25 protein-coding genes, 7 tRNA genes, 1 pseudogene and 1 riboswitch are annotated in these 25,597 nt (G+C 29.6%); of the genes and pseudogenes, 6 read left to right on the top strand and 27 right to left on the bottom strand.

What is annotated here, in order from left to right; translation table 11 throughout:
* From ACGHJ8_RS04260 to ACGHJ8_RS04225, 8 genes are all read right to left on the bottom strand, one after another.
* Entirely contained in the window at nucleotides 1-1,356 is a 1,356-nt protein-coding gene (locus ACGHJ8_RS04260) for a hypothetical protein (protein WP_390541877.1), read from the bottom strand.
* A 118-nt stretch (nucleotides 1,357-1,474) separates the two neighbouring features.
* A complete protein-coding gene (locus ACGHJ8_RS04255) occupies nucleotides 1,475-2,509 on the bottom strand; it encodes an NAD-dependent epimerase/dehydratase family protein (protein ID WP_390541875.1) in 1,035 nt (344 codons plus the stop codon).
* Nucleotides 2,510-2,692: 183 nt separating this feature from the next.
* Complete coding sequence (locus ACGHJ8_RS04250) at nucleotides 2,693-3,514, bottom strand: Mrp/NBP35 family ATP-binding protein (RefSeq protein ID WP_168083094.1); 822 nt, start codon at nucleotides 3,512-3,514, stop codon at nucleotides 2,693-2,695.
* A gap of 55 nt (nucleotides 3,515-3,569) precedes the next feature.
* Complete coding sequence (locus ACGHJ8_RS04245; protein ID WP_087244554.1) at nucleotides 3,570-4,430, bottom strand: YitT family protein; 861 nt, start codon at nucleotides 4,428-4,430, stop codon at nucleotides 3,570-3,572.
* Nucleotides 4,431-4,520: 90 nt separating this feature from the next.
* Entirely contained in the window at nucleotides 4,521-6,395 is a 1,875-nt protein-coding gene (locus ACGHJ8_RS04240) for a heavy metal translocating P-type ATPase (protein WP_390541872.1), read from the bottom strand.
* An 82-nt stretch (nucleotides 6,396-6,477) separates the two neighbouring features.
* On the bottom strand, nucleotides 6,478-6,696 hold the full coding sequence (locus ACGHJ8_RS04235) for a cation transporter (RefSeq protein ID WP_390541870.1): 219 nt from the start codon (nucleotides 6,694-6,696) through the stop codon (nucleotides 6,478-6,480).
* A gap of 17 nt (nucleotides 6,697-6,713) precedes the next feature.
* Nucleotides 6,714-7,073 carry an ArsR/SmtB family transcription factor gene (locus ACGHJ8_RS04230; RefSeq protein ID WP_390541868.1) on the bottom strand — a complete coding sequence of 120 codons (360 nt, stop codon included), beginning with the start codon at nucleotides 7,071-7,073 and terminating at the stop codon, nucleotides 6,714-6,716.
* A 93-nt stretch (nucleotides 7,074-7,166) separates the two neighbouring features.
* Nucleotides 7,167-8,291, bottom strand: a complete 1,125-nt coding sequence (locus ACGHJ8_RS04225) for a hypothetical protein (protein WP_390541866.1) — start codon at nucleotides 8,289-8,291, stop codon at nucleotides 7,167-7,169.
* Between the two features lie 333 nt (nucleotides 8,292-8,624).
* Here ACGHJ8_RS04225 and ACGHJ8_RS04220 point away from each other — a divergent pair, with 333 nt between their 5' ends.
* The 5 genes and pseudogenes from ACGHJ8_RS04220 (at nucleotide 8,625) to aph(2'')-I (ending at nucleotide 12,183) form a co-directional block, all read left to right on the top strand.
* Nucleotides 8,625-9,374: a GNAT family N-acetyltransferase gene (locus tag ACGHJ8_RS04220; protein ID WP_390541864.1), complete on the top strand. Its 750-nt coding sequence runs from the start codon at nucleotides 8,625-8,627 to the stop codon at nucleotides 9,372-9,374.
* Nucleotides 9,367-10,278 carry an aminoglycoside phosphotransferase family protein gene (locus ACGHJ8_RS04215; RefSeq protein WP_390541862.1) on the top strand — a complete coding sequence of 304 codons (912 nt, stop codon included), beginning with the start codon at nucleotides 9,367-9,369 and terminating at the stop codon, nucleotides 10,276-10,278. Before ACGHJ8_RS04220 ends, ACGHJ8_RS04215 begins: the two co-directional genes overlap by 8 nt.
* Before the next feature lie 13 nt (nucleotides 10,279-10,291).
* Nucleotides 10,292-10,720 (top strand): GNAT family N-acetyltransferase, encoded by a 429-nt coding sequence (locus tag ACGHJ8_RS04210; RefSeq protein ID WP_390541860.1) that lies wholly within the window; start codon nucleotides 10,292-10,294, stop codon nucleotides 10,718-10,720.
* A pseudogene (aac(6')-I, locus tag ACGHJ8_RS04205) lies at nucleotides 10,720-11,247 on the top strand (AAC(6')-Ie family aminoglycoside N-acetyltransferase); the annotation flags it as partial. The gene ACGHJ8_RS04210 and the pseudogene aac(6')-I, both read left to right, overlap by 1 nt.
* Entirely contained in the window at nucleotides 11,245-12,183 is a 939-nt protein-coding gene (gene aph(2'')-I, locus ACGHJ8_RS04200; RefSeq protein WP_390542408.1) for an APH(2'')-Ia/If/Ih family aminoglycoside O-phosphotransferase, read from the top strand. The pseudogene aac(6')-I and the gene aph(2'')-I, both read left to right, overlap by 3 nt.
* Before the next feature lie 9 nt (nucleotides 12,184-12,192).
* Here the strand turns inward: aph(2'')-I and ACGHJ8_RS04195 are convergent, their stop codons facing one another.
* The 12 genes from ACGHJ8_RS04195 to ACGHJ8_RS04140 all read right to left on the bottom strand — a co-directional run bounded on the left by ACGHJ8_RS04195 (nucleotide 12,193) and on the right by ACGHJ8_RS04140 (nucleotide 18,669).
* Nucleotides 12,193-13,527, bottom strand: coding sequence for a plasmid recombination protein (locus tag ACGHJ8_RS04195; RefSeq protein ID WP_390541858.1), 1,335 nt, complete (start codon nucleotides 13,525-13,527; stop codon nucleotides 12,193-12,195).
* Between the two features lie 349 nt (nucleotides 13,528-13,876).
* On the bottom strand, nucleotides 13,877-15,799 hold the full coding sequence (locus tag ACGHJ8_RS04190) for a recombinase family protein (protein WP_390541856.1): 1,923 nt from the start codon (nucleotides 15,797-15,799) through the stop codon (nucleotides 13,877-13,879).
* 243 nt (nucleotides 15,800-16,042) lie between these two features.
* A complete protein-coding gene (locus ACGHJ8_RS04185; RefSeq protein WP_320078573.1) occupies nucleotides 16,043-16,318 on the bottom strand; it encodes a hypothetical protein in 276 nt (91 codons plus the stop codon).
* A 102-nt stretch (nucleotides 16,319-16,420) separates the two neighbouring features.
* Nucleotides 16,421-16,494 (bottom strand) — tRNA-Gly (locus ACGHJ8_RS04180).
* Between the two features lie 5 nt (nucleotides 16,495-16,499).
* Nucleotides 16,500-16,582: transfer RNA gene (locus ACGHJ8_RS04175), tRNA-Leu, on the bottom strand.
* 7 nt (nucleotides 16,583-16,589) lie between these two features.
* Nucleotides 16,590-16,665 (bottom strand) — tRNA-Lys (locus ACGHJ8_RS04170).
* Between the two features lie 9 nt (nucleotides 16,666-16,674).
* Nucleotides 16,675-16,750, bottom strand: a tRNA-Thr gene (locus ACGHJ8_RS04165).
* Nucleotides 16,751-16,759: 9 nt separating this feature from the next.
* Nucleotides 16,760-16,835, bottom strand: a tRNA-Val gene (locus tag ACGHJ8_RS04160).
* A gap of 3 nt (nucleotides 16,836-16,838) precedes the next feature.
* Nucleotides 16,839-16,914: transfer RNA gene (locus ACGHJ8_RS04155), tRNA-Glu, on the bottom strand.
* 7 nt (nucleotides 16,915-16,921) lie between these two features.
* Nucleotides 16,922-16,997, bottom strand: a tRNA-Asn gene (locus ACGHJ8_RS04150).
* Between the two features lie 83 nt (nucleotides 16,998-17,080).
* Nucleotides 17,081-17,422, bottom strand: a complete 342-nt coding sequence (locus ACGHJ8_RS04145; protein WP_087244542.1) for a hypothetical protein — start codon at nucleotides 17,420-17,422, stop codon at nucleotides 17,081-17,083.
* Nucleotides 17,423-17,469: 47 nt separating this feature from the next.
* Nucleotides 17,470-18,669 carry a PLP-dependent aminotransferase family protein gene (locus ACGHJ8_RS04140; RefSeq protein WP_390541853.1) on the bottom strand — a complete coding sequence of 400 codons (1,200 nt, stop codon included), beginning with the start codon at nucleotides 18,667-18,669 and terminating at the stop codon, nucleotides 17,470-17,472.
* Between the two features lie 102 nt (nucleotides 18,670-18,771).
* Between ACGHJ8_RS04140 and ACGHJ8_RS04135 the strand changes: the two genes are divergently transcribed.
* Nucleotides 18,772-19,110, top strand: coding sequence for a hypothetical protein (locus ACGHJ8_RS04135; protein ID WP_087244540.1), 339 nt, complete (start codon nucleotides 18,772-18,774; stop codon nucleotides 19,108-19,110).
* A 10-nt stretch (nucleotides 19,111-19,120) separates the two neighbouring features.
* Here the strand turns inward: ACGHJ8_RS04135 and ACGHJ8_RS04130 are convergent, their stop codons facing one another.
* The 7 genes from ACGHJ8_RS04130 to hprK all read right to left on the bottom strand — a co-directional run bounded on the left by ACGHJ8_RS04130 (nucleotide 19,121) and on the right by hprK (nucleotide 25,596).
* Nucleotides 19,121-19,993, bottom strand: a complete 873-nt coding sequence (locus tag ACGHJ8_RS04130; protein ID WP_390541850.1) for a MerR family transcriptional regulator — start codon at nucleotides 19,991-19,993, stop codon at nucleotides 19,121-19,123.
* Between the two features lie 79 nt (nucleotides 19,994-20,072).
* Nucleotides 20,073-20,816, bottom strand: a complete 744-nt coding sequence (locus tag ACGHJ8_RS04125; protein ID WP_168083112.1) for an amino acid ABC transporter ATP-binding protein — start codon at nucleotides 20,814-20,816, stop codon at nucleotides 20,073-20,075.
* Nucleotides 20,817-20,824: 8 nt separating this feature from the next.
* Nucleotides 20,825-21,547: an amino acid ABC transporter permease gene (locus ACGHJ8_RS04120; RefSeq protein ID WP_390541847.1), complete on the bottom strand. Its 723-nt coding sequence runs from the start codon at nucleotides 21,545-21,547 to the stop codon at nucleotides 20,825-20,827.
* A gap of 3 nt (nucleotides 21,548-21,550) precedes the next feature.
* The gene (locus ACGHJ8_RS04115; RefSeq protein WP_168083114.1) at nucleotides 21,551-22,378 is read right to left on the bottom strand and encodes a transporter substrate-binding domain-containing protein; all 828 of its coding nucleotides are present in this window, start codon (nucleotides 22,376-22,378) and stop codon (nucleotides 21,551-21,553) included.
* A gap of 64 nt (nucleotides 22,379-22,442) precedes the next feature.
* Nucleotides 22,443-22,612, bottom strand: a riboswitch (Lysine riboswitch).
* Nucleotides 22,613-22,703: 91 nt separating this feature from the next.
* Complete coding sequence (locus ACGHJ8_RS04110; protein ID WP_390541845.1) at nucleotides 22,704-23,765, bottom strand: GTP pyrophosphokinase family protein; 1,062 nt, start codon at nucleotides 23,763-23,765, stop codon at nucleotides 22,704-22,706.
* Between the two features lie 89 nt (nucleotides 23,766-23,854).
* Entirely contained in the window at nucleotides 23,855-24,664 is an 810-nt protein-coding gene (gene lgt / locus ACGHJ8_RS04105) for a prolipoprotein diacylglyceryl transferase (protein ID WP_390541843.1), read from the bottom strand.
* The gene (gene hprK / locus ACGHJ8_RS04100) at nucleotides 24,661-25,596 is read right to left on the bottom strand and encodes an HPr(Ser) kinase/phosphatase (protein WP_390541841.1); all 936 of its coding nucleotides are present in this window, start codon (nucleotides 25,594-25,596) and stop codon (nucleotides 24,661-24,663) included. Before hprK ends, lgt begins: the two co-directional genes overlap by 4 nt.
* Between the last annotated feature and the right edge of the window lies 1 nt (nucleotide 25,597).

Below are 25,597 nucleotides of genomic sequence, written 5' to 3'. Positions count from 1 at the left end.
CTACAATTCACAGATGCAAGAATCAATAACCTGATAATTTTCATCTCGATATTCTATTTTTAGTTTTGATAAATGATCTAATGGCTGATGAATAAAACGTTGGCTTATATTAAGTTTATAATGATCTTGACCAAGGAAATTATCATATTTAAGAATCAAATTTTCTTCGTTATTTTCATTGACTGTATAAAACAAGATATTAGTTATCTGATCTTGATTCTGTTTTAATGTTATTTGTGGTGGATTAGTGATTACATTCATATCGTATTTCAGGTTTTCCATACAGATATTTTCATCCTCATAACGATACACATGAGATGTTACTTGTTCTAAAGTCGACATCTGCTGATAATAACACTCGCCATTTTGATTATAAAGCTTTAATACAAAATTGAAGGCATCTGTATAATCTTGAATATTTTGAATCTCACTATAACGATCATCTTGAACATAAACACCTACATAACCTGTAAATGGTGTCGTTTCTCCTTCTTCATATTCAACAGTCTGAAACGGTCCTGATGAAGAGACAATGACCTGATCATAATTCAAAATCTGATATTCAACTTGACTTAAGTCTTTGAATAAATCCTGACGAATATAGATTTCAATCGGTGTATAGGATACACTTTCTCTTCCCAAAAACAGTGTGCTCTGTTGTTCTTTTCGATAACCAAAAGGCAAGATTTTATAATCTTCTTCGTTCACTTTTAAATAGCATGATTCTTCATATAAAACTTCCTGTTGGATCTGTTTTAAAAAACCATCTTTCATATAGATAATACCTAAAAGACTCGCTAAAGAAAGAACAATAATGATTGCTTTTTGATGAAATGAATAGGATAAAGATTGAACATGGATTTGAATATAATCTTCTTCTAAAAAATGATTGATTTTAACCATATGATATAAAACAATAATCAAAAGTATTTCTAAGACAATCATGAAAAAGGCAGCTATTAGCATGAAAGATGCTTCATTTGTTTTCAAAATCAATTCACCCAACAATAAAATCATCACATAAACTGTCAAATATATACGATAGCCATATCGATATTTTTTTAAAGCAGGATACTCAACAGCTATATGATCAATCCCTATATAGACAAATGTTAATGCCAGTAACCAAATCCATTGATAGAAAAAATATAATTGAAAAATTTCCATGATAAAACTTATTATCCATAATCCTAAAGATATCAACAGCTCTCTTGATTTGATTTTCCTTAAAACAATGACAATTCCCGCCATAATAATCATCATTGATAAAGCATCCGGAAAAAGTTCTATGCTATTGATTGAAAACGAAATACCTAGAAGCAACCAGAGCCCTAAAGCTATGATACCAATTCCCATCCTACTCACCTCTTTCAATTATGATTATACATGATTGTGTGAAAAAATGGTTAAATACTCTCTCACATAGCCAAAAACCTATCTCAGTTGCCAAATAAAAAAGGGATTGCGTCAATCCCTAAAAATGACCCTTGATTTCTTGAATAAATTTTTGATAAGAATCAATCACCTGATCACACCATTGATCAAATGTTTCATCTTTAACTTTCTTTTCTGGATACTGTTCCATATAGTCAAGATACATCTTCAACCCTTCCTGAATCATAATATGATTTTGAAAATCAGGAATATCTCTTTGAATTTTTGACATATCAAACAGACATGAATATTGCTTATCTCCTAGAATTGATGATTCAATATCATAAGTTTGAGAGAGTGCTAATGTATCACTGGCAATATGAATGATTTTTGGTTCTTTGTTTAATAATGCATATAAATCACGATAAATCATATCCCAGTTCACCACAACAGGATTAATATTATGATAAGCCTGACCAATTGTCTTTTCATTATTGATCAGTTGAATAAAATTATAGGCAAAATCCTGATTATGAGTACAATGCCATGTGCTCTTACCATCACCATGAACAATGACTGGCTTATCATTTAAAATACGATCAACCACACTCCAACAGCTTTTTCCTTTGACACTTAAAGGAATACGATCATATCCATAAGTTTGTGAAGGACGAACAATCGTAATAGGAAAACCAAATTCTTCATAAGCTTTCATAAAGATTTGTTCACATTTTGTTTTCTCTCTTCCATATTCAGAATAGATATTATTTTGTTCATGTGATTCATGAATTATCACAGCTGTTTCATGATTATAAGTCACAACTGTAGATATAAAGATATATTGTTGAATCTTTCCTTTAAATAACTGAATTTGTTTAATAGCTTCTTCTGGCTTATAGATAATGAAGTTACAAACAATATCAAAAGAATAATCTTTTAAAATTTCTTCCATTTTTGCAGTATCATGAAAATCACAGATTATCTGATGAGCATGTTCAGGTAAAGACTTATGTCCACGATTCATAACGTATAATTCAATATCCTGATTTTGACTTAATGCTTCACATATAGGCAGAGATATTGTACCTGTTCCACCAATTAATAAAACTTTTAAAGGTTTCTTTGTAAGTATCATCTTATTCATCTCCATTTATTTTGATAATTTTATTATATCAATAAAATGAATCCTTGAAAATCTTTTTTAAAATTCTATGATTCATCATATTCTCTGACTTTTATTCCATCTTCTTTTTATCAAAAAGAGGTCTATAACCTCAATAAACATCAAAAATCAGTTTATGACATGTTATAGACCTTTTTAAAAGTTTTTCACTTTTTCTTCAAATTCATCTAACCAATCAGATGAATAGTTTTCAATCATTCCCATATCAGAAAGTTGTGTTAATTCACTATCTAAAGGTAATTGTCCTAATATCTTTAAATCATATTTATCTGCCACATCTTGAAGATGGCTTTTTCCAAAGACAAAAATCTTCTTTCCACAATCAGGACATTGCACATAACTCATATTTTCCACAATACCTAAAATAGGAACATTCATTTTCTTTGCCATATTAACAGCTTTAGAAACAATCATGCTGACAAGTTCCTGTGGACTTGTCACAATCACAATACCATCTAAAGGTAAAGATTGGAAAATTGTCAAAGGGACATCTCCAGTTCCTGGAGGCATATCTACAAACATATAATCCACTTCGCCCCATCTGACATCACTCCAGAATTGTTTAATCATACCTGCTAAAATAGGTCCTCTCCATACAACGGGCTCTTCTGCATTTTCTAATAAAAGATTCGTTGACATGATTTCAATACCTTCTAAAGATTTAGCTGGAATAATTTCTTCTCCATTAGAATAAATCTGTGTACCTTCAACACCAAATGTTTTCGCAATTGATGGTCCTGTAATATCACCATCTAATACAGCACAACGGTATCCTTCACGCTGTTTTAAAACAGCCAATAAAGACGTAATAGATGATTTTCCTACGCCACCTTTACCACTGACAACTCCAATCACTTTATGTATTTTTGAATTTTTATTCATTGGAGCTAAAAAACTTCTTTCTTCACAATCTTCCTGACATGATTGACAATCATGATTACAGTCTTGACTACTCATAATATAACCTCCACATTCCTTTCTATTATAACCTATCTGTCTTTCTTTTTCACTATTATGACTCAATATATTCCTTTTTAAAGGTAAATCCTCTTCCTTTCACCTCGTTCACCTTGCTGACAACCATAAAAGCATGTTCATCAATATTTAAAACCAGATAATTTAATTTCGGTAATTCACGGTTAGAAATCACAGTCATAATCACAGGATATTCATTTTTCATATAACCTGAAATAGATTTTAACATTGTTGTTCCACGATCAAGTTCATGAATAATCATATCATTAATTTGTTCATATTCCTTAGACACAATCATCACTTCTGTCTGTGCTTTTCCAACCACCAGAACTTTGTCTAAAACAATGGTATATGTCGCCACTAAAACAATACCATAAAGAACCATTTCTCGATTGGTATAAAAGACCTGCATTAATAAAATCAAGAAATCAAAAGCATACATAGAAACGGATACAGGTATTCCTGTCTTTTTATTAATAATCAATGGTGGAATATCCATTCCCCCTGTGGAAGCATTACATTTAATAACAAGGCCAATTGCTACACCAATCATCACTCCACCAAGCAATGCAGCGAGTAATGGATCAGTTGTCATTTGGGTATAACCTATTGTTTTTTCAAAAACACTTAAAATCAATGGATAATAAAAAGTACTAATTAATGTTGTTAAGGCAAAGGTTTTACCTAAAATCAGTAACCCAAGTAAAAACATCAAAATATTAAAAATAGATAAAAATAAAGTCATTGGAATTCCTAATAAATGCTGTGCACCAATGGATAATCCTGTTGATCCACCTGTAATCAGTCCATTAGGAACAATAAATAATAAAACAGCTAAAGCATATATCGTATTTCCAATAAGAATTCCTATAATATTTCTTATGAATTTATAATTCATCACATACACCCTTTCTTCACAAGGCACTATTATATCACTTCTAAATCTAAAAAAAAAGATAACAGATGGACTTTCTGTTATCTTCCATTTTTATCGAATTCGTAAAGCTCTCGTCGCATTAATGACAGCAATGACCATCACACCAACATCCGCAAAGATAGCAAGCCACATATTCGCTATACCAAATGCTCCTAAAATTAAACAGATAAATTTAACAGCTAAAGCAAACACAATATTTTCTTTGACAATTCTTAATGTTTTTAATGAGATTTTCATAGCTAATGAAATCTTAGCCGGATCATCATCCATCAACACAATATCAGCTGCTTCAATCGCTGCATCACTACCTAAAGCGCCCATCGCGATCCCAATATCAACACGTGATAAAACTGGCGCATCATTAATACCATCACCAACAAAAGCCACTTTTTCTTTTTCACCTTTGTTTTGTAGTATTTCTTCAACTTTTTCAACCTTATCAGCTGGTAAAAGTTCACTATAAACACGATCAATACCAATCTCTTTAGCAACCTTTGTCGCAGTCTGTTTTGTATCTCCCGTTAACATAATCGTTTCTTTGATTCCTTGTGATTTTAAAGACTGAATCGCTGCTTTTGAGGTTTCTTTAATCACATCAGAAATCACAATACATCCTGCATATTGATTATCTATGGCCATATACACAACTGTTCCTTCAGGATGTTTTTCCGTAATATCTACACCTATCTTATTCATCAGTTTTTCATTACCAGCATAAACATCATGTCCATGAACAGTTCCACGAATACCATGTCCAGCAATTTCTTCAATATTATGCACAGCATCTCTATCCAATGATTGTCCATAAGCCTTTTGTAAACTTAAACTGATTGGATGACTTGAAGCCATTTCCACATGAGCTGCATAATACAATAACTGCTGTTGATCATAATTATCAGTTGGATCAATATGCGTTACTTCAAAAACCCCTTTTGTCAGTGTTCCCGTTTTATCAAAAACAATATATTTGGCACTGGCAAGAGCTTCGAGATAATTAGAACCCTTTACCAAAATTCCTTTTGTTGAAGCACAACCAATGCCACCAAAGAAACTGAGTGGTATAGAAATAACCAAAGCACATGGACAACTGATAACTAAGAATGTCAATGCACGAATAATCCAATCACCCCATGAGGCATCTTTCCCCATCAACATCAAAACAACTGGTGGAATAATTGCTAATGCCAATGCACTATAACAAACTGCTGGTGTATAGTATTTGGCAAACTTTGTGATAAAGTTTTCTGAACGAGATTTTTTCATACTTGAATTTTCAACCAAATCAAGAATTTTTGAAACGGTAGATTCGTCAAACTCTTTTGTTGTCTGAACCTTAATCACACCACTCATATTAATAAAACCACTAATCACTTCATCCCCACAATGTGCATCTCTAGGTACACTTTCACCTGTTAAAGCACTCGTATTAAATGTTGTATTCCCTTCAACAATAATACCATCAATAGGTACTTTTTCACCAGGATTAACAATGATTTCACTACCTATTTCGACATCATCTGGATCAACTTTTTGAAGCTTACCATCTATCATCATATTGGCATAATCAGGACGAATATCCATTAATGCGGCAATATTGCGACGACTCTTTCCCACTGCAACACTTTGAAACAATTCGCCAATCTGATAAAACAGCATGACAGCGACACCTTCACGGAATTCACCTAAACACATAGCGCCTACAGTCGCAACAGCCATCAAAAAGTTTTCATCAAAGACTTGTCTTTTCAATATACCTTTGATAGCTTTTCTTAAAATATCATACCCAATAATCAGATAAGGTATTAGATAAAGTACCACTTCTACATATATATTTAAAGAAACATATGAGGTTAAAATCATGATTCCAATCATGAATCCTAAAGATAACAGAATTCTATAAAGAACTTTCTTTTGTTTTTTATTCATCAAAACACTCCCATTCATTTTAATATATGTTCACTCATTCATATATCATCTAAATAAATATCCCTTTTTAAGGGAATTTATTCTATAAATAAATTTCACAGTCATCTTCTACGACTTTACAATTCTTATAAGCTTCCTGCATGACTTCATCAACATTGACACCATCTTCAAATTCAACTTTTAACTTTAATGTCATAAAGCTTAAAGTCGCATCTTTAACACCTTTTGTATTTTTAACTGCTTCCTCCATTTTAGCAGCACAATTGGCACAATCTACATCAACTTTATATGTCTTTTTCATATTCCTTTTCCCCTTTCTTATTCCTCAACATGTTCCATGCCCATTGACATGATTGTTCTGACATGATCATCATCTAATGAATAGAAGATCACCTTTCCTTCACGTCTAAATTTAATTAATTTACTATCTTTTAAAACTCTCAACTGATGACTGACTGCAGACTGACTCAGTCCCAAAATCTGTGCGATATCTCCAACACATAATTCACTTTCAAATAAAGCATATAAAATCTTAATACGTGTTGTATCTCCAAATACCTTAAATAAATCAGCCAATTCATATAAGTATTCATCATCAGGTTGTTTTGCTTTGACCCTTTTGACAACATCTTCATGAACTGCTAAAAAATCATTTTGATCATCCATCTGTATAGTCATATCATCACTCCTTCATTGAACATATGAACATCTCTTCATATATAAATATATACTCTCATACTCCCTATGTCAATATTCTTTCATAAAAATATATCAAAAAATATATAAATCATTGGATTCTGTTCCATTTGACTTTTGATCTAACGCTTTGACTTGATATGTCCACTCAAGCTGACTTCCTTCTTCAATCGAAGCAAGTGATGAAAATTCGAATACATTTTCAAAATCAAAATTGGCATTATTGAAAAATGTCTGATCCGTTATAGTCCACATACTAGAACCATCTTCCAAACTTTTTAATGCGACATTCACTTTTGGTCCTGAATAGGAAACTGAAACATTATCAGAATATGAAGAATATGATGTTACATTATCACGCTGAGTAGGATTTCTCTCTAAAATTGTTGCCTTTGCATCAGGAGAACAATGATGCTGAAGTGTGAAATGTTGACCATCTTTTGAAAAGCAGGCTTTTGTCCTTAATAAATAATAATCCTTTTGATCATCAACTTCATCAGTATCCTGATACAAATCATGTGCTGTATATAAATATGTGCTTGTTGGTAATTTCGTATCAGAATTGAATAGATAATGTCTACTCATATTAGATCCTTGAGGTTTGGTATGAAATTGATTTTTATCAATCAGATAATCTAAACAAGGAATTAAATAACTTTCTACAGAAAGAGAATCCTCATTGATAAATACAGTTTCAATTCCATTTTTCAAATCTATATTGTCTGAATATTTGAATACTGAAAAACTGCCACGCATTTCTACAAGTTCATCTGAAATCAGTTCACCTGTATTCAATGAATAAATAGGCTGATCATTTTGAAAAACAAGATCTAATTCATTGGAAAGATTTTCAATAGTATTATTTCCAACAAATAAAATATAATTTTCTTGAATATAATCCTTTATGAATTGTTTTGTTTCTAAATGTGAAAGTGATTCTTTATCCACAGCCACAACATCTTCATCATCAAAGTGATATGAACTGACTTTTGATGGATGCAATACAGTTATTGTTATAGATTCATATTTTTGATCGATCTTATCAATCATTTCACGATTGACTGATTTCTCACTTATCAATACAACTTTTCCTTTTACAGAAAAAGTCGAATGATGGTCATTATTGAATTGAAAACTTATACCTGTTAGACAAATAATTACCAATAATGAAATAATAATGATGATAAACTTTGATTTCATGTTTTCCCTTCTCACTTATTTATTATTTTTGAGTGTAGATAATTCTTTGATGTCATCTTCATTTTCATTGTATATTGGCTCATATATGTTGTCAATCATTGCATTGTTTTATAAAAAAAGATATGCTCCTACATATCATAGAACACAAAAAAACTTACGATAATTTATCGTAAGTCATCATTTCAATGGAGCGATTGGTTAATTTATTTTCAACTTTTCCATCACAATTGAGAATTAATACTTTTTGTATCAATTTCTATATACATATTACCATAAATTATTTATATTTCCAATACAAATGCTAAAATTTGTAAAATTAATGATATAATTAATATGGATGTGATAGTAATGAATAAAGATTTAATGTTAAAGAAAATTAAAAATTATCTTGCCGATAAATATGAATGTGATATTTCAGAACTAGATAAAAAAGGATTAAACATTATTAAAAACGATAAAGAGAATAAACTTAAAATGTTATTACTTTATGATTTAATATTAGTATCTAGTTCTGATAATTTATATGATTTAGTAAATGAGAAATTAAAAAATAAAAATACATATGAAATATTTGAGTTTCCATTAGTCTATGGCCAATCAATATATTTTATTCCTGACTTAGAAAGAATTACTAAACAAGATGAAATAGATAATCTTTCATTTAAACTATTTGATGGAAATACTAGTGATATTGGATTATCAAGTGGATTTGAAAATGCTATTACTTTTGAAAATGGTAAATGCATTTCTGATATTGCTTATTGTGCTTTTGATGGAGATAAAGTTGTAGGTGTTGCAGGAGCTGACAAGATAAACAATGATATTTGGGAAGTTGGTATTGAAGTTTTACCAGAATATAGAAAGGATGGACTTGCAACAATTTTAACAAAAAACTTAACATTAAAAATTTTAGAAAAAGGTATTGTTCCTATTTGGTGTGCTTCATCTACAAATATAGGATCTCAAGCAGTTGCTAATAAGAGCAATTATATTCCTTTATGGTTTGAAACATTTGGAGATGTATTTGATAATGGATTTGTTTATAAAGAATTAATAAATCAAGGTTGTGATAAAAATGATTAAAAGTAGTTATACAAAAAATGATATTCAATCTTTTATAAACGATAAATTAAATTCCAATATTGAATTATTTCCAGTAGTTGAAGGAATGGAATCACAAGTATATAGTTATACTTTAAATAGTAAAGACTATATTGTTAGAATAAATCCTAATTTGGAAGGATTTAGAAAAGATGAATATGCATATAAATATTTTAATAATGATATTATTCCTATTCCTAAAGTAGTTGAATATGGAAAATTTAATGATACTCATTATTATTGTATTAGTGAAAAAGCAACTGGGATTACTTTTGAAGATTCTAATGAAGAAGTTGTTGATAAACTTTTGCCAGATATAACAAAAATAATGGTTGCTATTAATGATATTGATATTTCAAATACAAGTGGTTATGGAATTTTTGATAGTCAAACTGGAAATGCACCATTTAATAGTTGGAAAGATTATTTATTAGATATTCTAAATTCTTATAAATATGATTGGAATAAAATTAAAAACATGGATTATGTTGATTCAAATTTAATTGATGAAATGATCAAGAAGTTTAATAATTTAATCTCTTATTGTGATAATGTTAGAAAGTTAAGACATGGTGATTTTGGTTCAAATAATATGTTAGTGGATAATGATAAATTTACAGCAGTTATTGACTGGGATTGTTCCGGTTATGGAGATCCTTTATATGAAGTTTCAAGTGCTTGCTTTTGGAGTACATGGTTAATGTGTATGGATAAAAGTTATAAATATTATGAAAAGATTTTTGGTAATGAAAAGAATTATAGAGAAAAAGTATTATGTTATGCTTTGCATATAGGATTAGAAGAATTATATGAAAATGCTATTGATGAAGATTTAGAAAGTCTTGAATGGATACAAAACAGATGTAAAGAATTATTAAAAAAATAAGGTTGTGATAATAATGGAATATAAGGTATTAGAAGAACAAGAGTTAGAATTGTTAAAAGATGTTATTGAAGATGATGATATGATATTTAATATATCAGATATTAAAAAATTCTATGAAGATAAAAACACAATTAGTTTTATAGCAAAAGAAAATAATAAAATAGTTGGTTTTGCATATGGATATGACATTATTCATCCAAATAATAAACATGCATATTTTATTTATTCTATTGGTATGTTACCTAATTATCAAAATAAAGGGTATGGTACTAAATTACTTTCATTTATTAAAGAATATATTAGTTCTCATGGATTCTTTGAAATGTTTGTATTAACTGACAAAGGTAATCCAAGAGCATGTCATGTATATGAAAAATTAGGTGGTAAAAATGACTATGAAGATGAGATTTGCTATGTATATGATTTTGAGGGTGATAAATAATGATTGATATTACTGATAATGATATAAGAGTTAGAACATTAAATGAAAATGATTTTCCTTTATTATTAAAATGGTTATCTGATGAAAGAGTTCTAGAGTTCTATGAAGGTAGAGATAAAAAATATACATTAGAAGAAATAAAGAAACATTTTTCTGAAGAATGGGAAGATGAAGTATTCAGAGTAATAATTGAATATAAAGGTACACCTATTGGATATGGGCAAATATATAAAATGTATGATGAATTATATGATGATTATAATTATCCTAGAAGTAATGAAGTTGTTTATGGCATGGATCAATTTATTGGAGAACCAGATTATTGGAGTAAAGGTATTGGAACTAAATATACTAAAATGATATTTAATTTTTTAAAAAAAGAAAGAAATACTGATGCTGTTATATTAGATCCTCACCAAGATAATTCTAGAGCTATTAGAATGTACCAGAAAGCAGGTTTTAGAATTATTGAAGATTTACCAGAACATGAATTACATGAGGGTAAAAAAGAAGATTGCTTTTTAATGGAATATAGATACGATGATAATTTAACTAATGTAAAAGCAACTAAATATTTATTAGAACATACCTTTTATAATTTAAAAGTAAATGATATTAAAGTTCTTGGAAGTGGATATGACAGTGTTGCTTATTTAGTTAATAATGAATATGTATTTAAAATAAAATTTAGCGCTAATAAGAAAAAAGGTTATGAAAAAGAAAAAGCAATTTATGATTTTTTAAATCAAAAACTAGATACTAATATTAAAATACCTAATATTGAATATTCAATTATAAGTGATGAAATTTCTATATTAGGATATAAAGAAATAAAAGGAACTTTTTTAACACCAGAGATTTATTCTACTATGTCAAAAAAAGAACAAGATTTATTAAAACAAGATATTGCAATTTTTTTAAGACAAATGCATGATTTAGATTGTTCTGAAATAAGTTCATATACAATAGATAACAAACAAAATGTATTAGAAGAATATCAATTATTAAGAAACACAATATATGATAGTTTGACAGATTTAGAAAAACAATATATTGAATCATTTATGCAAAGATTAAATTCTACTACTATATTTGATGATAAAAAGTGTTTATGTCATAATGATTTTAGTTGTAATCATTTATTATTAGATGAAAACAAAAGATTATGTGGAATTATTGATTTTGGTGATTCTGGTGTTATAGATGAATATTGTGATTTTATTTATTTACTTGAAGATAGTGAAGAAGAAATAGGATCATCTTTTGGTGAAGATATATTAAGTTTATATGGTAGTATTGATATAGAAAAAGCAAAAAAATATCAAGATATTGTTGAACAATATTATCCTATTGAAACTATTGTTTATGGTATTAAAAATAATAGACAAGATTTTATAGAAAAAGGAAGAAAAGAAATATGTAATAGATTTCATGACTATAACAAAACAAACATGAGATTATAAAACGATGACTTATAATGATAAGCCATCGTCTTTTTCTTTGTTTTTCTTAGTTTCGTAAAATTCTTCAGCAGCTTCATCTATTTCATTATTTAAATGTTTAGTTGCTTTTTCCATTTCTCTTTTATTAAATAAATTAAATCTTCGATTATTTGCTTCAACTCTTCTATGTTGTTCTTCTAACATTTCTGGATCGTATTGAGATTTATATAAATCAACACTCATATGTTTATCAAATATTTTTTCAACTATGTCTTTAATGACTTTAGGCATTTTATCTAAAAACTTTTTAATATAATAAAGTAGATAGTTCTTTTGTTGTTCTAGTTCTTCATTTTTATATTTAAGTTGGTAATTCTCGTGTTTTAAATCTTCATTTTGTTTAGATAATTTTTGATTCTCATTTAATAATTGATTTTTAGTTTTAAGTATAATTTTATCATTGATTTTTCTTTTTTTATCTATTTCATCAACTATATCTTTTTTATTTTTGTTAAGATTAGAGATTTCTTTATTAATAGATTGTTTATTATCTTCTAAATCAGATACTTCATTTTGAAGATTAGATATTTCTTTTTTAATACCTTTAACTCTTTCATTAAAGAGTTTTCTTTCATAAGATGTAATATCTCTATTTTTACCTTTTTGTTTTTCTTTTAATTTAGAATTCATACCATAAGCAATATTAAATTCATTAATACATTTTTCTCGCATTTTATCTTGAATAACTACTAGTGATTCTTTAGTGAATATTGATGTTTTACCAACTTGTCTTGATAAACCAGTTTTACAATTTTCTTTAACTGGAACTCCAACAATATGTAAGTGTGGAGAATGTTCATCAAAATGTATAGTAGCATTTGCTATATAAAAGTCTGGAACTATTTCTTGTATATCTTCTAGTTGTTGTTCAAATACTTGTATCATTTGATATTTATATTCTAAACTTTTCTCATCCCAATATTCCATATTTCCAAGTTCAATAACTATTTCACAAGCAAGATCATGTTTTGTATCATTGCTTATCTTATTAAAATAATTATCTATTTTTCTATCATCTCTGATTTGTTTATTATTGTATTCTAATCTTGCCTCATCAAATAACTCTAAATATAAATCTTTAACATCTTTAACAATATCATTTGAACCTTTTATAGTTTTAATTAACTCTTGATTATTATCATATTGTCTTAAATTATGGTGATTAACTTTTCCAAGTTGCTTAACATTTTGAATGGCATTATTATTCTTTGATGTAGTACCTGATGGAGTATTTTTTGCTTCTTTTCTTGCTTTAATAGATTTGTTTTTATCATTACCTAAATGTAGTGAATAAGATAATTCCATATTTTTACACCCCCTAAATTATGAATATTGAAAATGGCACGAAAGTGGCTTTGTCATTATTCATAACTTCCTATATATCTTGTCAGAGACAAGATATGGAAGCTAAGGTTTACCACCTTAGAAACCGTTTATACTTTATTTCGTAATAACTATAAATAGTTAAAACTACATAAAGTATAGATAAAATAGAAAGCACTGCTTTTTATTTTATCTATGTAAATTATTCAAATAACAATAATTATTTTCATAATTTATTTAAACAAACTTTTTTCACTTTCATTGAAACAAGTTTCAGCAAAACGTGTTCGTTTGTTATTACTTTTTTATAAAAAGTAAACAAAAACTTTTATTACTTATTCATTATCTTTTCTCTAAATTCTTTTATTTCTTTTTCAATTTCTAATTTCCTTTTTTTAATATCTTCATCTAATTCATAAGTAATACAATTTGTTCTTTCTGGAATAGTATTAAATAAATCTTCTTTATTATCTATTAAACACTTTTCATTATTACCAATATAAATAACTCCAAGTTCTAATGTATCTAACTTATTTTTTTTTTTATAATCTTCAATAGGAAATATTCTAACGATATTTCTATTTTGATAATCATTAAAGAACATTACTTTATTATCGTAGTAGTAAGTTGCTTCGAAATAACCAACATTATAATATTGTCTTAAAGTAAATACTATTTCAGAAACTTTTTCTATTGGTAGGTATTCACTAAATCTTAATTTCATACCAACATTACCAAGTATTGCATAATCTTTTTTAGCAAGAAAACCAGCATCATATAAATCATTACATGGTTTACACATACTTTCTCTAAAGAATACTTCACCAATTTTAACTTTATTTTTGCCACATAGAGTAAGTTCTACATTATCAACATATCTCATAATTAAATCTGATTTTTCTTCTCTTGTATAATCTTTCCACATATAAGTATGTTCTTCATATTCTTCAGGATAGACTATTTGATTTATGTAATCTAAATCTCTTTTAATTAATATATCTTCTGGAGTAAACTTTAGTTCATTACATATATCACAATCTCTAATTTTAGATTCTAAATCTTTAATTGCTTTATCAACAATATTTTTTTCTATATCATATTCTTCAATAGTAAATGATCCATTTATATATGCTTTTCTAATTCTTTCGGCTTTTACATTTTGTTCTTTTAATTCTTTAATTAATTTTTCTTTAGGGTTATTTAATTTAGTTTTAATCATAGGAAGTAGTGTTTGATTAACTACTAAATCATATTCTTGTATATCTTCAATAAAGTTATCAAATTCTTTTTCAATATCAGTTTCTTTAATATTGATTTTACAATCATGACAATAATAGTAATAATAAATACTACCATTTTTCTTTCTTGTTGCTTTACCAGCAAGTATTCTATTACAATGAGGACACTTTAACTTTTGTAAGAATAAGTAATCTTCATTTCTTTTATAATTACGAGAATTCTTTTTCTTTTGTACTTGGCATTCTTCCCATAACTCTTTACTTATTAATGGTTCAACAACATCTTCATAGTAAGTAGGATTTTTAGTTCTTTTACCATGAATGAAATCTCCTTTATAAATAGGATTTTCTATTATCTTTAATATAGTTGAATCTTTCCAATTAGTTTTACCAAATACTTTTTCTTTATTATACAAATTGCTTATTGTTTGATATGAATTACCTTGATAGTATAAATTAAATATTCTAATAACTTGATCCTTAGTTGCTTCATCTGGAATTAGTTTTTTATTTTCGTGTTTATAGCCGAATGGTGCTTTATGGGGAATATGTCCTTCTTTAATTGCTCCGACCATTCCGAATTTTGTTCTTTCACTTGTTCTTTCAATTTCATTTTGAGAAACTGATGTAAGTATTCTTGAAACCATTTTTCCATTTGCATTAGTAGTATTAATATCATCATTAGCACAATCTAAATAGGCATCATTTTCTTCTAGAAATCTTATAATCTTTTCCCAATCAAATACACTTCTTGTAAGTCGGTCTAATTTTAATACGACAATAGTATTACATTTCTTATCTCTTATATCTTGTAATAGTTCTTCAAATCCAGGTCTAGAAGTACCTGTTTTAGCTGATATACCAGCGTCTTTATAAACTTTATATATTTCATAACCTTTGTATTCACACATTGCTCTAAGGCGTTTTTCTTGCTCTGGTAAACTAAATCCTTCACGAGCTTGATCTTCAGTAGATACTCTTATATAAAGACCTGCAACTTTCTTTTCTTTATTCATTAATCAATCACTCCTTTTTACTAAAAAAGAGGAGACAATAGTATCTAATAAAGTTTAAATACTACTGACTCCTCAATAAATTTAATATTATAAAATTTTGAAAAAATGTGTTTCTTTTTCATAGATGTACCTCTCTTTCTAGAAAGTACCTCTTTCATTGGTTACTTATAATATCACTTTTTATAGATTTGTCAATTCTCTAATCAGGGAATAGTAGTATTAGTGAAGTTGATATTATAATGATTATTTAAGTTTTTTTATATAATCTTCTAAATCTTTAATCTCAATAGAGTTTGATAAACTATTTATATATAATATTTTAGAATAATTAAATGCTAGAAAAGTTATTCCTTTAATAATAACCCTATGTGGTTCAATATAAGATAGATTAGTATGTTCTATATTTCTAATAGTTCCATTAATTATCTTTGGTTTAATATTACAAAAATCACATATAAACTCAATTTTCTTTTTTAATTCATAATCAAACTCTAATGGTTTACTAATAATATTAATCATAAGCAAAATCCTTTCTTAACACAAAAAAATATCAACTTCATTTAGAAATTGATACTTTTCTATATTAAGTTCAAACTAAAAAAGTTCGAACAGATTTCCCAATGGAGCGGGTGATGGGAATCGAACCCACGTAGTCAGCTTGGAAGGCTGAAGTTCTACCATTGAACTACACCCGCGAGTATGGTGCGGATGACAGGACTTGAACCTGCACGCCGAAGCACTAGATCCTAAGTCTAGCGTGTCTGCCAGTTTCACCACATCCGCATGTAAATGGTGACCCGCAGGCGACTCGAACGCCTGACCCTCTGATTAAAAGTCAGATGCTCTACCTACTGAGCTAGCGGGTCATAAATATATGGTGCCGGCTAAAGGACTTGAACCCTCAACCTACTGATTACAAGTCAGTTGCTCTACCAATTGAGCTAAGCCGGCATAAAAAAATGGTGGAGGTTAACGGGCTCGAACCGCTGACCCTCTGCTTGTAAGGCAGATGCTCTCCCAACTGAGCTAAACCTCCATATGGTGACCTGTACGGGATTCGAACCCGTGAATGCATGCGTGAAAGGCATGTGAGTTAACCGTTTCTCCAACAGGCCACAAAAATGGCGCTTGAAGTAGGACTCGAACCTACGACCGATCGGTTAACAGCCGATTGCTCTACCAACTGAGCTATTCAAGCATTTTCGATTGCCTAAATATATTATCATATCATTTTATGTAATGCAAGTCTTTTTTTAAAAAAAATAGAAGTCATTTTGACTTCTATAAATATTCTCCATTTTTACCCCAATTTTCAAACTCTTGAATTGAAAGATATTGCTGTTCCACAGGTATTTTTGTTATACGTTCAATTTCTTTTAATAATTTTTCAGCAAACTCTTTTTTATATTGATAATCAGTTGTATGAAAAAGCTGACAAGATATTTTCATACATTCCATTTCCTGTCCTCTAAAATACATGACTTGATTATCTTCAATATGAATCATTAAGTTTTCTTCTTTTTTATTAGGTAAAATAGAAATTAATTGACCAGCACTTTCTTTTAATGCTTTTTCTTGATTTAATGTTAATGTTTTTGTTGTTGTAAATGTTATATACGGCATACTATTTTTCCTCCCATTTATCCATTATATATAAACAGCTTTAAAAATTATGACGAAATAGATAACATTTCATATGTTATTTCACCTAAAACCTTAACTCCTTCTTTGATTTTTTCATTGGTTGGTGTTGAATAATTCATTCTAAAACTATGACATTCTTTCGTATCATCATCTAAGAATGCATTTCCTGGTACAACTGCGACATTCTTTTCCAAAGCTTTTTTCACAAATGTCAACATATCAACACTTTCAGGCAATGTTACCCAGATAAACATTCCACCTGTTGGTATTGTATATTGAACATCTGGATGAAAATGTTTTTTCATTTCATCAAGCATTAAGTGACATTTTTGTTTATAAATCATTCGAATACGTTCAATATGTGCATCCATATCATAATTTTGAAGATATCGTGCCATAACTTTTTGTGCCCAAAGATTAGAATGAACATCACTGGCCTGTTTGGCAACTGTCATTTTTTGAATAATCGCTTTTGGTGCTATACAACAAGCCACACGCATTCCAGGCGCAATAATTTTAGAAAGACTTGCTGCATAAATAACCAATCCATCTTCATCCAATGATTTTATAGAAGGAATAGCTTCACCTTCAAATCTTAAATCTCCATAAGGATTATCTTCTAAAATAAGAACACCATTGTCTTTAGCTAATTTTAAAATTTCTTTTCTGACTTCCAATGACATTGTCATTCCTGTTGGATTTTGAAAGTTAGGTATCAGATACATAAATTTTGGTTTTGGCTCCATTTGTAAAGCCTGTTTTAAAGACTCTAAATCCAATTGTCCATTTTTATATTCAATACCTCTTAAAACAGCACCTAATGATTTAAAAGCATTTAAAGCTCCTAAAAAACTAGGATTTTCACAAATCACAACGTCACCTTCATTACATAATATTTTAGCCACAAATTCCATAATCTGTTGTGATCCAGAAGTAATCATCATCTGATCATCAGCTTTCATAACTTGTTCATGACGATTAAAAAAGTGTGTCGCTGCCTGAATCAACTCCTGATCTCCTTCAGTAATTCCATACTGTAAAACACTAATAGGCTCATTAGTCAATATATCTGCAGATATTTTTTCAATTTCTTTAACTGGAAATGCTTCCGCTGATGGATTTCCTCCAGCAAAACTAATCATCTTTGGATCAGATGTTGCCTTTAATATTTCTCTAATTGCAGATGCCTTTACATTTGACATACGTTTTGCAAATTGATATTCCATCATAAAACCCCCTTATCTTATTGTTTATTATAAACCAATTTCATGAGAATAACTAGATATTTATCTCAACTAGCGATATAATAGATATAGGTGGTGATAGAAATGCAAGTTATTGTCGTTGTTTTAAATAAACTTGACTGTTTAGATGATTTGCTTGCAAACTTAAAAAGAGCCGGGGTACGTGGTGGAACAATCATTGAATCTACTGGTATGATAAAGACAATAGATGATTCTGATGAAAGCTATCTTTTAGGATCATTACGTTTGTTCTTAGAAAATCCCCGTCCTGAAAGTCGCACTATCTTTTTTATCGTAGAAGATGGTCAGGTAGACTTAGTCAGAAAAACAGTTGATGAATCAGTTGGTGGCATTGATAATCCAAATACAGGTATTGTTTTTGGATTACCTCTTACATTTGCAGATGGTCTTATAAAAAAATAAAGTTTCGGCTTTATTTTTTTATTAACCGAAACTTGGAATCATAATAAAGATGAAGTTCCTGACAAACTCTTTGATTGAAATCCATGAGTTGTTGATAATATTGATGATACTCATCTGATAGTTCACACATGGCTGGTATCAAAATATCATAATACCCACTATCTCTTAATCTGATCTTCATCTGGCGATTTGGATAACTCAGTATACGATACCACCATTTTTGTTGTAACTCATAGTTTTTGATAACCATTTGCTTAATGGATTCATGTGCATCTTCTTGATTGATCAATTGATTTTTATATACATTGACATCATGCCATACTTGTTTGAGCTGCTTTTGATTTGTTTTAGAAATCCACATCAAAAAGCGATATGTCCATGGAATTTTGATATGAAAATGATCCCAAAAATCAATAATACAATCATAAGCATTCTGTTGTTTTTGTGTACGAATATGAATATGAAGATAAGGTAGAAAATGCTCATAGAACATATCAAAGAATGGCTGAGGAATATTGTCAGACATGATTTGACATATATCATCCAATGAAAAAGAGTCTTCTATGTTGTCACTTTCAATAAAACAATGTAATTGTTTTAAACTTTCTTGTTGATAAGAAAGTTCTTTTTGTCTTTGTGTATAAATCTGTTGAAGATATTCTTTTTTCTGATTAGCATCTAAATCCAATAAACAGCGAATATCTGCAATAGAGATAGACCAGCTACGATACATCATAATTTCTTTTAATCTTTGAACATCTTCGTCACTGAATTCACGATATCCATTTTGATTTTTATAAACATGAAGTAACTGTTGTTTTTCATAATAATAAATGGCTTTTTTTGTCACATGACATTGACTGCAAACTTCCTGTATTTTCATATCTCATTTCATCTCCCATTTTCATCATAAACTATCCCCTTAGGTCAATGTCAACAAAAAAAGTATCATTTCTGATACTTTACCCATTTGCTTTTAAATAACGTTTTAAAAATGTTCGTGTACGTTCTTCTTGAGGATGTTCGAAGATTTGTTCTGGTGTCCCTTCTTCTGCAATCACACCCTGATCCATGAAAACAACACGTGTTGATACATCTTTCGCAAATTCCATTTCATGAGTGACGACAATCATTGTCAAACCTTCATCAGCAAGTTCTTTCATAATATTCAAAACATCGCCAACCATTTCTGGATCCAATGCACTTGTTGGTTCATCAAAAAGCAAAACTTCAGGACTCATACATAACGCTCTTGCGATAGCAACCCTTTGTTTTTGTCCACCTGATAATTGTACACTGCTTTTATTTGCAAAAGCACTCATACCCACTTTTTCTAAATATTTGAAAGCCATTTGTTTTGCTTCTTCTTTATTTCTTTTTAAAACCTTGATTTGTCCAATCATACAGTTTTCTAATACTGTTAAATTGTTGAATAGATTAAATCCCTGAAACACCATACCAACTTTAGAACGATATTGATTCACATTGAAGTGACGATCTAAAATATCCTGGTTATGATATAAAATATGTCCATCATCCAATCTTTCTAATAAGTTAATACAACGTAATAATGTTGATTTTCCACTTCCACTTGAACCAATAATTGTCACAACTTCACCTTTATGTATATCAAAATTGATATCATGCAAAACTTCTAATTGCTTAAATCTCTTCTTTAAATGTTGTACTTGAATAATTGTATCCATAATATCTCCTAACTGCAAAAGTCCTTGCTTTGTTTTTCAGAATTCAATCTTTTTTCGATATAATTTAAAATAAAGGTACTGATCGTTGTTAAAAATAAATAAATGATTGCAGCAATCAAGAAACATTCAATATATTTCATATTTGATCCTGCCACAGATGTCGTCTGAAAATATAATTCTGTTACTGAAATAACATTCAGCATAGAACTGTCTTTGATATTGACAATCAACTGGTTCCCAATTGATGGAAATGTATTTTTAATAGCTTGTGGAAAAATCACTGATATAAGTGTCTGACTTGTTGTCATTCCTAAACTCTTTGCAGCTTCACTCTGTCCTGCATCAACAGATTGAATACCTGCACGAATGATTTCAGCCATATATGCTCCTGTATTAATAGAGATAATAAACAATCCAGCAACTAAAGGAGTCCAATTGAAAGTAGGCTTTAATAAATAATATAAGAACATAGCCTGTACCATCATAGGTGTTCCTCTAAATACCCAGATATAAAAACCTGTAATCCATTTTCCTAAGCGTTTAAATAGACGACTGACTGATGAATCATAATCATTGATTTCAATAGCTCTTATACCACCTACAACTAACCCTATAAGAAAACCACAAACAGTTCCTACAACAGCATATAATAAAGTAATTTGAATACCGTAACTGAACAGAGACATATTTTCAACAAATATTTCCCATGCTTTTGCAAAATCAATACTCATAAATTATTCTCCTGCTGGCTGTCTATCAACAGCTTCGCTCATCAGTTGTTTTCTTTCATCTACCGTAATCTTATCTAAAGATGCCTGTACCTGTTTAAAGAATTCACTATCTCTTGTTCCTTCTTTTAAACCAATAGATACTGTTGTATCACATTCAAAACCTTTTCCTTCATCAAAATGTACAATTGTTAAATCTTTATTGGCTGCAACAACACCTTCAGCAACAGCCATTTCTGCAGTGATTCCATCCACATCTCCCTGTTGTAAAGCAACAACCATTTCAGGATAAGTGGCTTTTGCTGTAGCATGATGAACACCTTTGATCTGATCAATGACATCATCATAGTTTGTTCCTTTTTGCCCAACAACATTTTTACCACTGAATTGTTGAATATCTGTAAACTTCGCTTCTTCACCATCTTTACGTACAATCATAATCATACCTTCGCTATCGTAATATGGTGTTGTAAAATCAATACCTTCTTCTCTTGTTTCATTCGCTGTCATTCCAGCAATAATGGCATCAATTTCACCAGATTCCAAAGCCACTGTTAATCCATCCCATGATATTTTCTTAATCACAAGTTCTTTTCCTAAATCATCCGCAATTCTTTTGGCAATCTGTACATCATATCCATCTGCATATCCAGCATTACCTAATGATACTGTTGTATCACTTTCCTGACTTGTCTGCCAGTTAAATGGTGCATAAGAACATTCCATTCCCACAACAAACTGATCTTTATTGGCTGATGCCTGTTCACCACCGCCACATCCAAATAAAGTCATTGCCATTGCCATAGCCACTAAAACTTTTCCTAATTTTTTCATATAAACCCTCTCTTTCTATATACACATAAAATAAAAGCCGTGCTATTAACACGACTTTAATGACCATATTAATAGCGCCTCTTCATTTTCATGAAGGAGTGTTATGAGTATTTCCCATAACCCCAAGATAGAGATTTGCCAATATCTATCTTTCGGCAATGATTACCTTTCCCATTCTTCTTCGTTTGCCAACTCCAAATGGTACTCTGATACACTGCTGCCTCTAATTCTTTTATTTTACGTTCTTTATGCTATACTCTTTTTCATGTCTTGTCAACTTTTTTCACATTTTTTCACAAAAAAATATGAATTCTTGCTGATTTTTTTAAGATATAGTCATCTGTTTTTCTTCAATAATTCCTTTTAACGTCTGTAATCGTTCTATACTTTCTTTGGTAAAGATATCCTCTGGATCTGCTGATCCTTCATTTGCTAACATAACAAGTGAAATCCAAACCAAAACATTATAAATATTAATCTTTTGATTTTCTTTATTGTTTTCAATACGTTCACGTGAAATCCATTCAATCTCTTTCATATGATTTTCTACAAAATCATCCAATTCATTAATATACGTATACCCCATATAATGGAATCTTTGAACCAGTCGAGATTGTGAAATCAATTCTGAATCTCTTTCAAACTGAAATTGAAATTCTGTATGCAATTTTTCTAAAATATTATTAATGCGTGGTGATGTATTGACATATTGCGCCAATGAATTGGCATTGATATCTGTTTTTAAAACTTTTTCAATATGCACAATACCCTTATTATATTCATCGACTTCTCTTGCAATCTGTACAAATTCTTCATCTAACAATTCTAATGATGCTGAAAGACGTGTTAATCGTCTACGAATATCTTTAGGAATTTCATACTGTGATTTGTATCCTAGCCCATGTTCTATTTCTGCCCATGAATGTTGTAATGTCGTACGAATCTGTAATTCAAAAATAATATCTTTATACGCAGAATACTCAATCAATTGACATCTTTCATCATTAAATTTAATTAACAGATGCAAAGAATTATAACCAAAATCAATACGATCATCATAATTTTTCTTTCTTTTATCATTATATTCTACAATATCAAAATTTTCTTTTACACAATCATAAATACGATCAACATCATTTTCAAATAAAGTAATAATACGACAAGCCACAACATCTGTAATTTGACGAATGTCCGTATATTTATTCTTATATGTGATTTTTTTCATTAATGCGCCTTCGCTTTTAATCCTAATCGCCATATTAGAAATACGAAAATGATGGGTATCAATAATACGTGTAAAAATATCTTCAATATCATGTTTCAAAGAACGATAAACGTCCTGATTATCATGATATTGTTTAATAATTTTCTTTGCAGAGTTATGCATAAAATCACCTCATATTTTCATTATACGCTCCTTATATGAAATATTCATGAACAAAACACATAAGAAAAAAATGTGGCTATATACCACATTTAACTCATATCAATGTAATGGACTTCTTTTCCTTTTAAATGAACATAAATGATTCCAATAAGACCAGCTATAATAAAAGCAATTGAAATCAATTGAGCCATACGAATTGGTCCAAACATAAGACTATCTGTACGTAATCCTTCAACTGGGAAACGCACTAAACCATAGAATAGGAAATAACTAAAGAATTGAACACCCTGGTGTTTTTGAAATCTTCTAATCACAAACACAATAAGCAAGAAAGCCATTATATTTCCCATTGATTCATATAAAAATGTAGGATGATGATATGCCCCATTCATATACATATTATCAATAATGAATTGTGGAAGATGCAAAGACTGTAAAAATGATAAGCTAACTTCTCCTCCATATGCTTCATGATTGAAAAAGTTTCCCCATCTTCCAAGCGCCTGGGCAATCAATACGCCAGGCATAATGGCGTCACCAGCCAGTAAAAATGGAATATCATGCTTTTTAAAGAAATAATAACTATAAATCAGTCCTGCAAAGATTCCACCTTGAATAGCTAAACCGCCATGCCATATCGCAAAAATCTCTAATGGTTGAGAAGCATACATTTCATCAAAGGTAAAAATAACATACCAGATTCTTGCTCCAGCAATACCAATCAACAATAAAGCAAAGAAATAATCAGATAGAATAGATGAAGCATAGCCTAACTGCTTAAAGCGATATTGACCTAGAAAATAGGCAATACAAGCTCCTGTGAGAATACATACCGCATACCATTGAATGTGAATCGGTCCAATGGATACAAACGTTGAAAAATCTTCAAAAAATGTCATGACGATTTATTTTTGATATTATCAAGAATACGATTCACAAATTCTTTACTTGAATCAAATCCAGAATCTTTAAGTTGCATATTCATCACAGCTGCTTCTATAATAGCAGACATACTTCTTCCACCAGTCACAGGCACGACAATCTTAGGAATTTGGATACCCAAGATTTCTTCCATAACGTCATCTTCTTCCATACCAATTCTTGTATATTCACGTGATGGAAGCCAACGTTCCAACTGAATAATTAAATCAACATGATCTTTTGGTAATACTGAGGCGACCCCAAACATCTTAGAAACATCAATAACCCCGATACCTCTGATTTCTAATAAATTGCGTAAAACTTCAGGAGCACGACCTACAATTCCCTGACCAATATGATAAAGTTCTACAGCATCATCAGCAATCAAAAAATGCCCACGTTTAATTAACTCTAAAGCAATCTCTGATTTTCCAATACCACTATCACCACGAATCACAACACCTTTACCATAAATATTTAAAAAGACTCCATGCATCAATGTTTCAGCAGCTAAAGCTTCATCCAATGTTCCTGTTAAATCAATGGAAACACGTCCTGTCGCCTGTGTTGTTTCAAAAATTGGAAAATTTCTTTTGATGGCTATATTTTTTAATATTTCTGGACATTCATACCCTTTCGCAATAATGATACAAGGTGTTTCATCATTAGCCAGTTTAGAAAAACATGCAAGTTGTGATTCTTTGCTCATTTCTTTAACGAAAGAAATTTCTTTTTCTCCAAATAATATAATTCTTCTAAAATCTGTATGTTTAAAAAATCCTGCCAATTCAAATCCTGGTCGATTCATTTCTGGCACAAAGACTTCTCTTTCCAAAGCTGATTCATCACCTGATATCTGATGAAATAAAGCTGGTTTCAATAAATCTTTGATTTTCACTGACTTTCCCATG

The organism is Massiliimicrobium timonense (genome assembly GCF_042850985.1).
Classification (GTDB): Bacteria; Bacillota_I; Bacilli_A; order Erysipelotrichales; family Coprobacillaceae; genus Allocoprobacillus.
This window is presented reverse-complemented; position numbering and strand designations above follow the sequence as displayed.

Bases quoted from the DNA above. Each gene is read 5' to 3' on its own strand.
- ACGHJ8_RS04260 (WP_390541877.1), bottom strand. From the start codon at position 1,356: ATGGGAATTGGTATCATAGCTTTAGGGCTCTGGTTGCTTCTAGGTATT.
- ACGHJ8_RS04255 (WP_390541875.1), bottom strand. From the start codon at position 2,509: ATGATACTTACAAAGAAACCTTTAAAAGTTTTATTAATTGGTGGAACA.
- ACGHJ8_RS04250 (WP_168083094.1), bottom strand. From the start codon at position 3,514: ATGAGTAGTCAAGACTGTAATCATGATTGTCAATCATGTCAGGAAGAT.
- ACGHJ8_RS04245 (WP_087244554.1), bottom strand. From the start codon at position 4,430: ATGAATTATAAATTCATAAGAAATATTATAGGAATTCTTATTGGAAAT.
- ACGHJ8_RS04240 (WP_390541872.1), bottom strand. From the start codon at position 6,395: ATGAATAAAAAACAAAAGAAAGTTCTTTATAGAATTCTGTTATCTTTA.
- ACGHJ8_RS04235 (WP_390541870.1), bottom strand. From the start codon at position 6,696: ATGAAAAAGACATATAAAGTTGATGTAGATTGTGCCAATTGTGCTGCT.
- ACGHJ8_RS04230 (WP_390541868.1), bottom strand. From the start codon at position 7,073: ATGACTATACAGATGGATGATCAAAATGATTTTTTAGCAGTTCATGAA.
- ACGHJ8_RS04225 (WP_390541866.1), bottom strand. From the start codon at position 8,291: ATGAAATCAAAGTTTATCATCATTATTATTTCATTATTGGTAATTATT.
- ACGHJ8_RS04220 (WP_390541864.1), top strand. From the start codon at position 8,625: ATGGATGTGATAGTAATGAATAAAGATTTAATGTTAAAGAAAATTAAA.
- ACGHJ8_RS04215 (WP_390541862.1), top strand. From the start codon at position 9,367: ATGATTAAAAGTAGTTATACAAAAAATGATATTCAATCTTTTATAAAC.
- ACGHJ8_RS04210 (WP_390541860.1), top strand. From the start codon at position 10,292: ATGGAATATAAGGTATTAGAAGAACAAGAGTTAGAATTGTTAAAAGAT.
- ACGHJ8_RS04195 (WP_390541858.1), bottom strand. From the start codon at position 13,527: ATGGAATTATCTTATTCACTACATTTAGGTAATGATAAAAACAAATCT.
- ACGHJ8_RS04190 (WP_390541856.1), bottom strand. From the start codon at position 15,799: ATGAATAAAGAAAAGAAAGTTGCAGGTCTTTATATAAGAGTATCTACT.
- ACGHJ8_RS04185 (WP_320078573.1), bottom strand. From the start codon at position 16,318: ATGATTAATATTATTAGTAAACCATTAGAGTTTGATTATGAATTAAAA.
- ACGHJ8_RS04145 (WP_087244542.1), bottom strand. From the start codon at position 17,422: ATGCCGTATATAACATTTACAACAACAAAAACATTAACATTAAATCAA.
- ACGHJ8_RS04140 (WP_390541853.1), bottom strand. From the start codon at position 18,669: ATGGAATATCAATTTGCAAAACGTATGTCAAATGTAAAGGCATCTGCA.
- ACGHJ8_RS04135 (WP_087244540.1), top strand. From the start codon at position 18,772: ATGCAAGTTATTGTCGTTGTTTTAAATAAACTTGACTGTTTAGATGAT.
- ACGHJ8_RS04130 (WP_390541850.1), bottom strand. From the start codon at position 19,993: ATGAAAATACAGGAAGTTTGCAGTCAATGTCATGTGACAAAAAAAGCC.
- ACGHJ8_RS04125 (WP_168083112.1), bottom strand. From the start codon at position 20,816: ATGGATACAATTATTCAAGTACAACATTTAAAGAAGAGATTTAAGCAA.
- ACGHJ8_RS04120 (WP_390541847.1), bottom strand. From the start codon at position 21,547: ATGAGTATTGATTTTGCAAAAGCATGGGAAATATTTGTTGAAAATATG.
- ACGHJ8_RS04115 (WP_168083114.1), bottom strand. From the start codon at position 22,378: ATGAAAAAATTAGGAAAAGTTTTAGTGGCTATGGCAATGGCAATGACT.
- ACGHJ8_RS04110 (WP_390541845.1), bottom strand. From the start codon at position 23,765: ATGCATAACTCTGCAAAGAAAATTATTAAACAATATCATGATAATCAG.
- lgt (WP_390541843.1), bottom strand. From the start codon at position 24,664: ATGACATTTTTTGAAGATTTTTCAACGTTTGTATCCATTGGACCGATT.
- hprK (WP_390541841.1), bottom strand. From the start codon at position 25,596: ATGGGAAAGTCAGTGAAAATCAAAGATTTATTGAAACCAGCTTTATTT.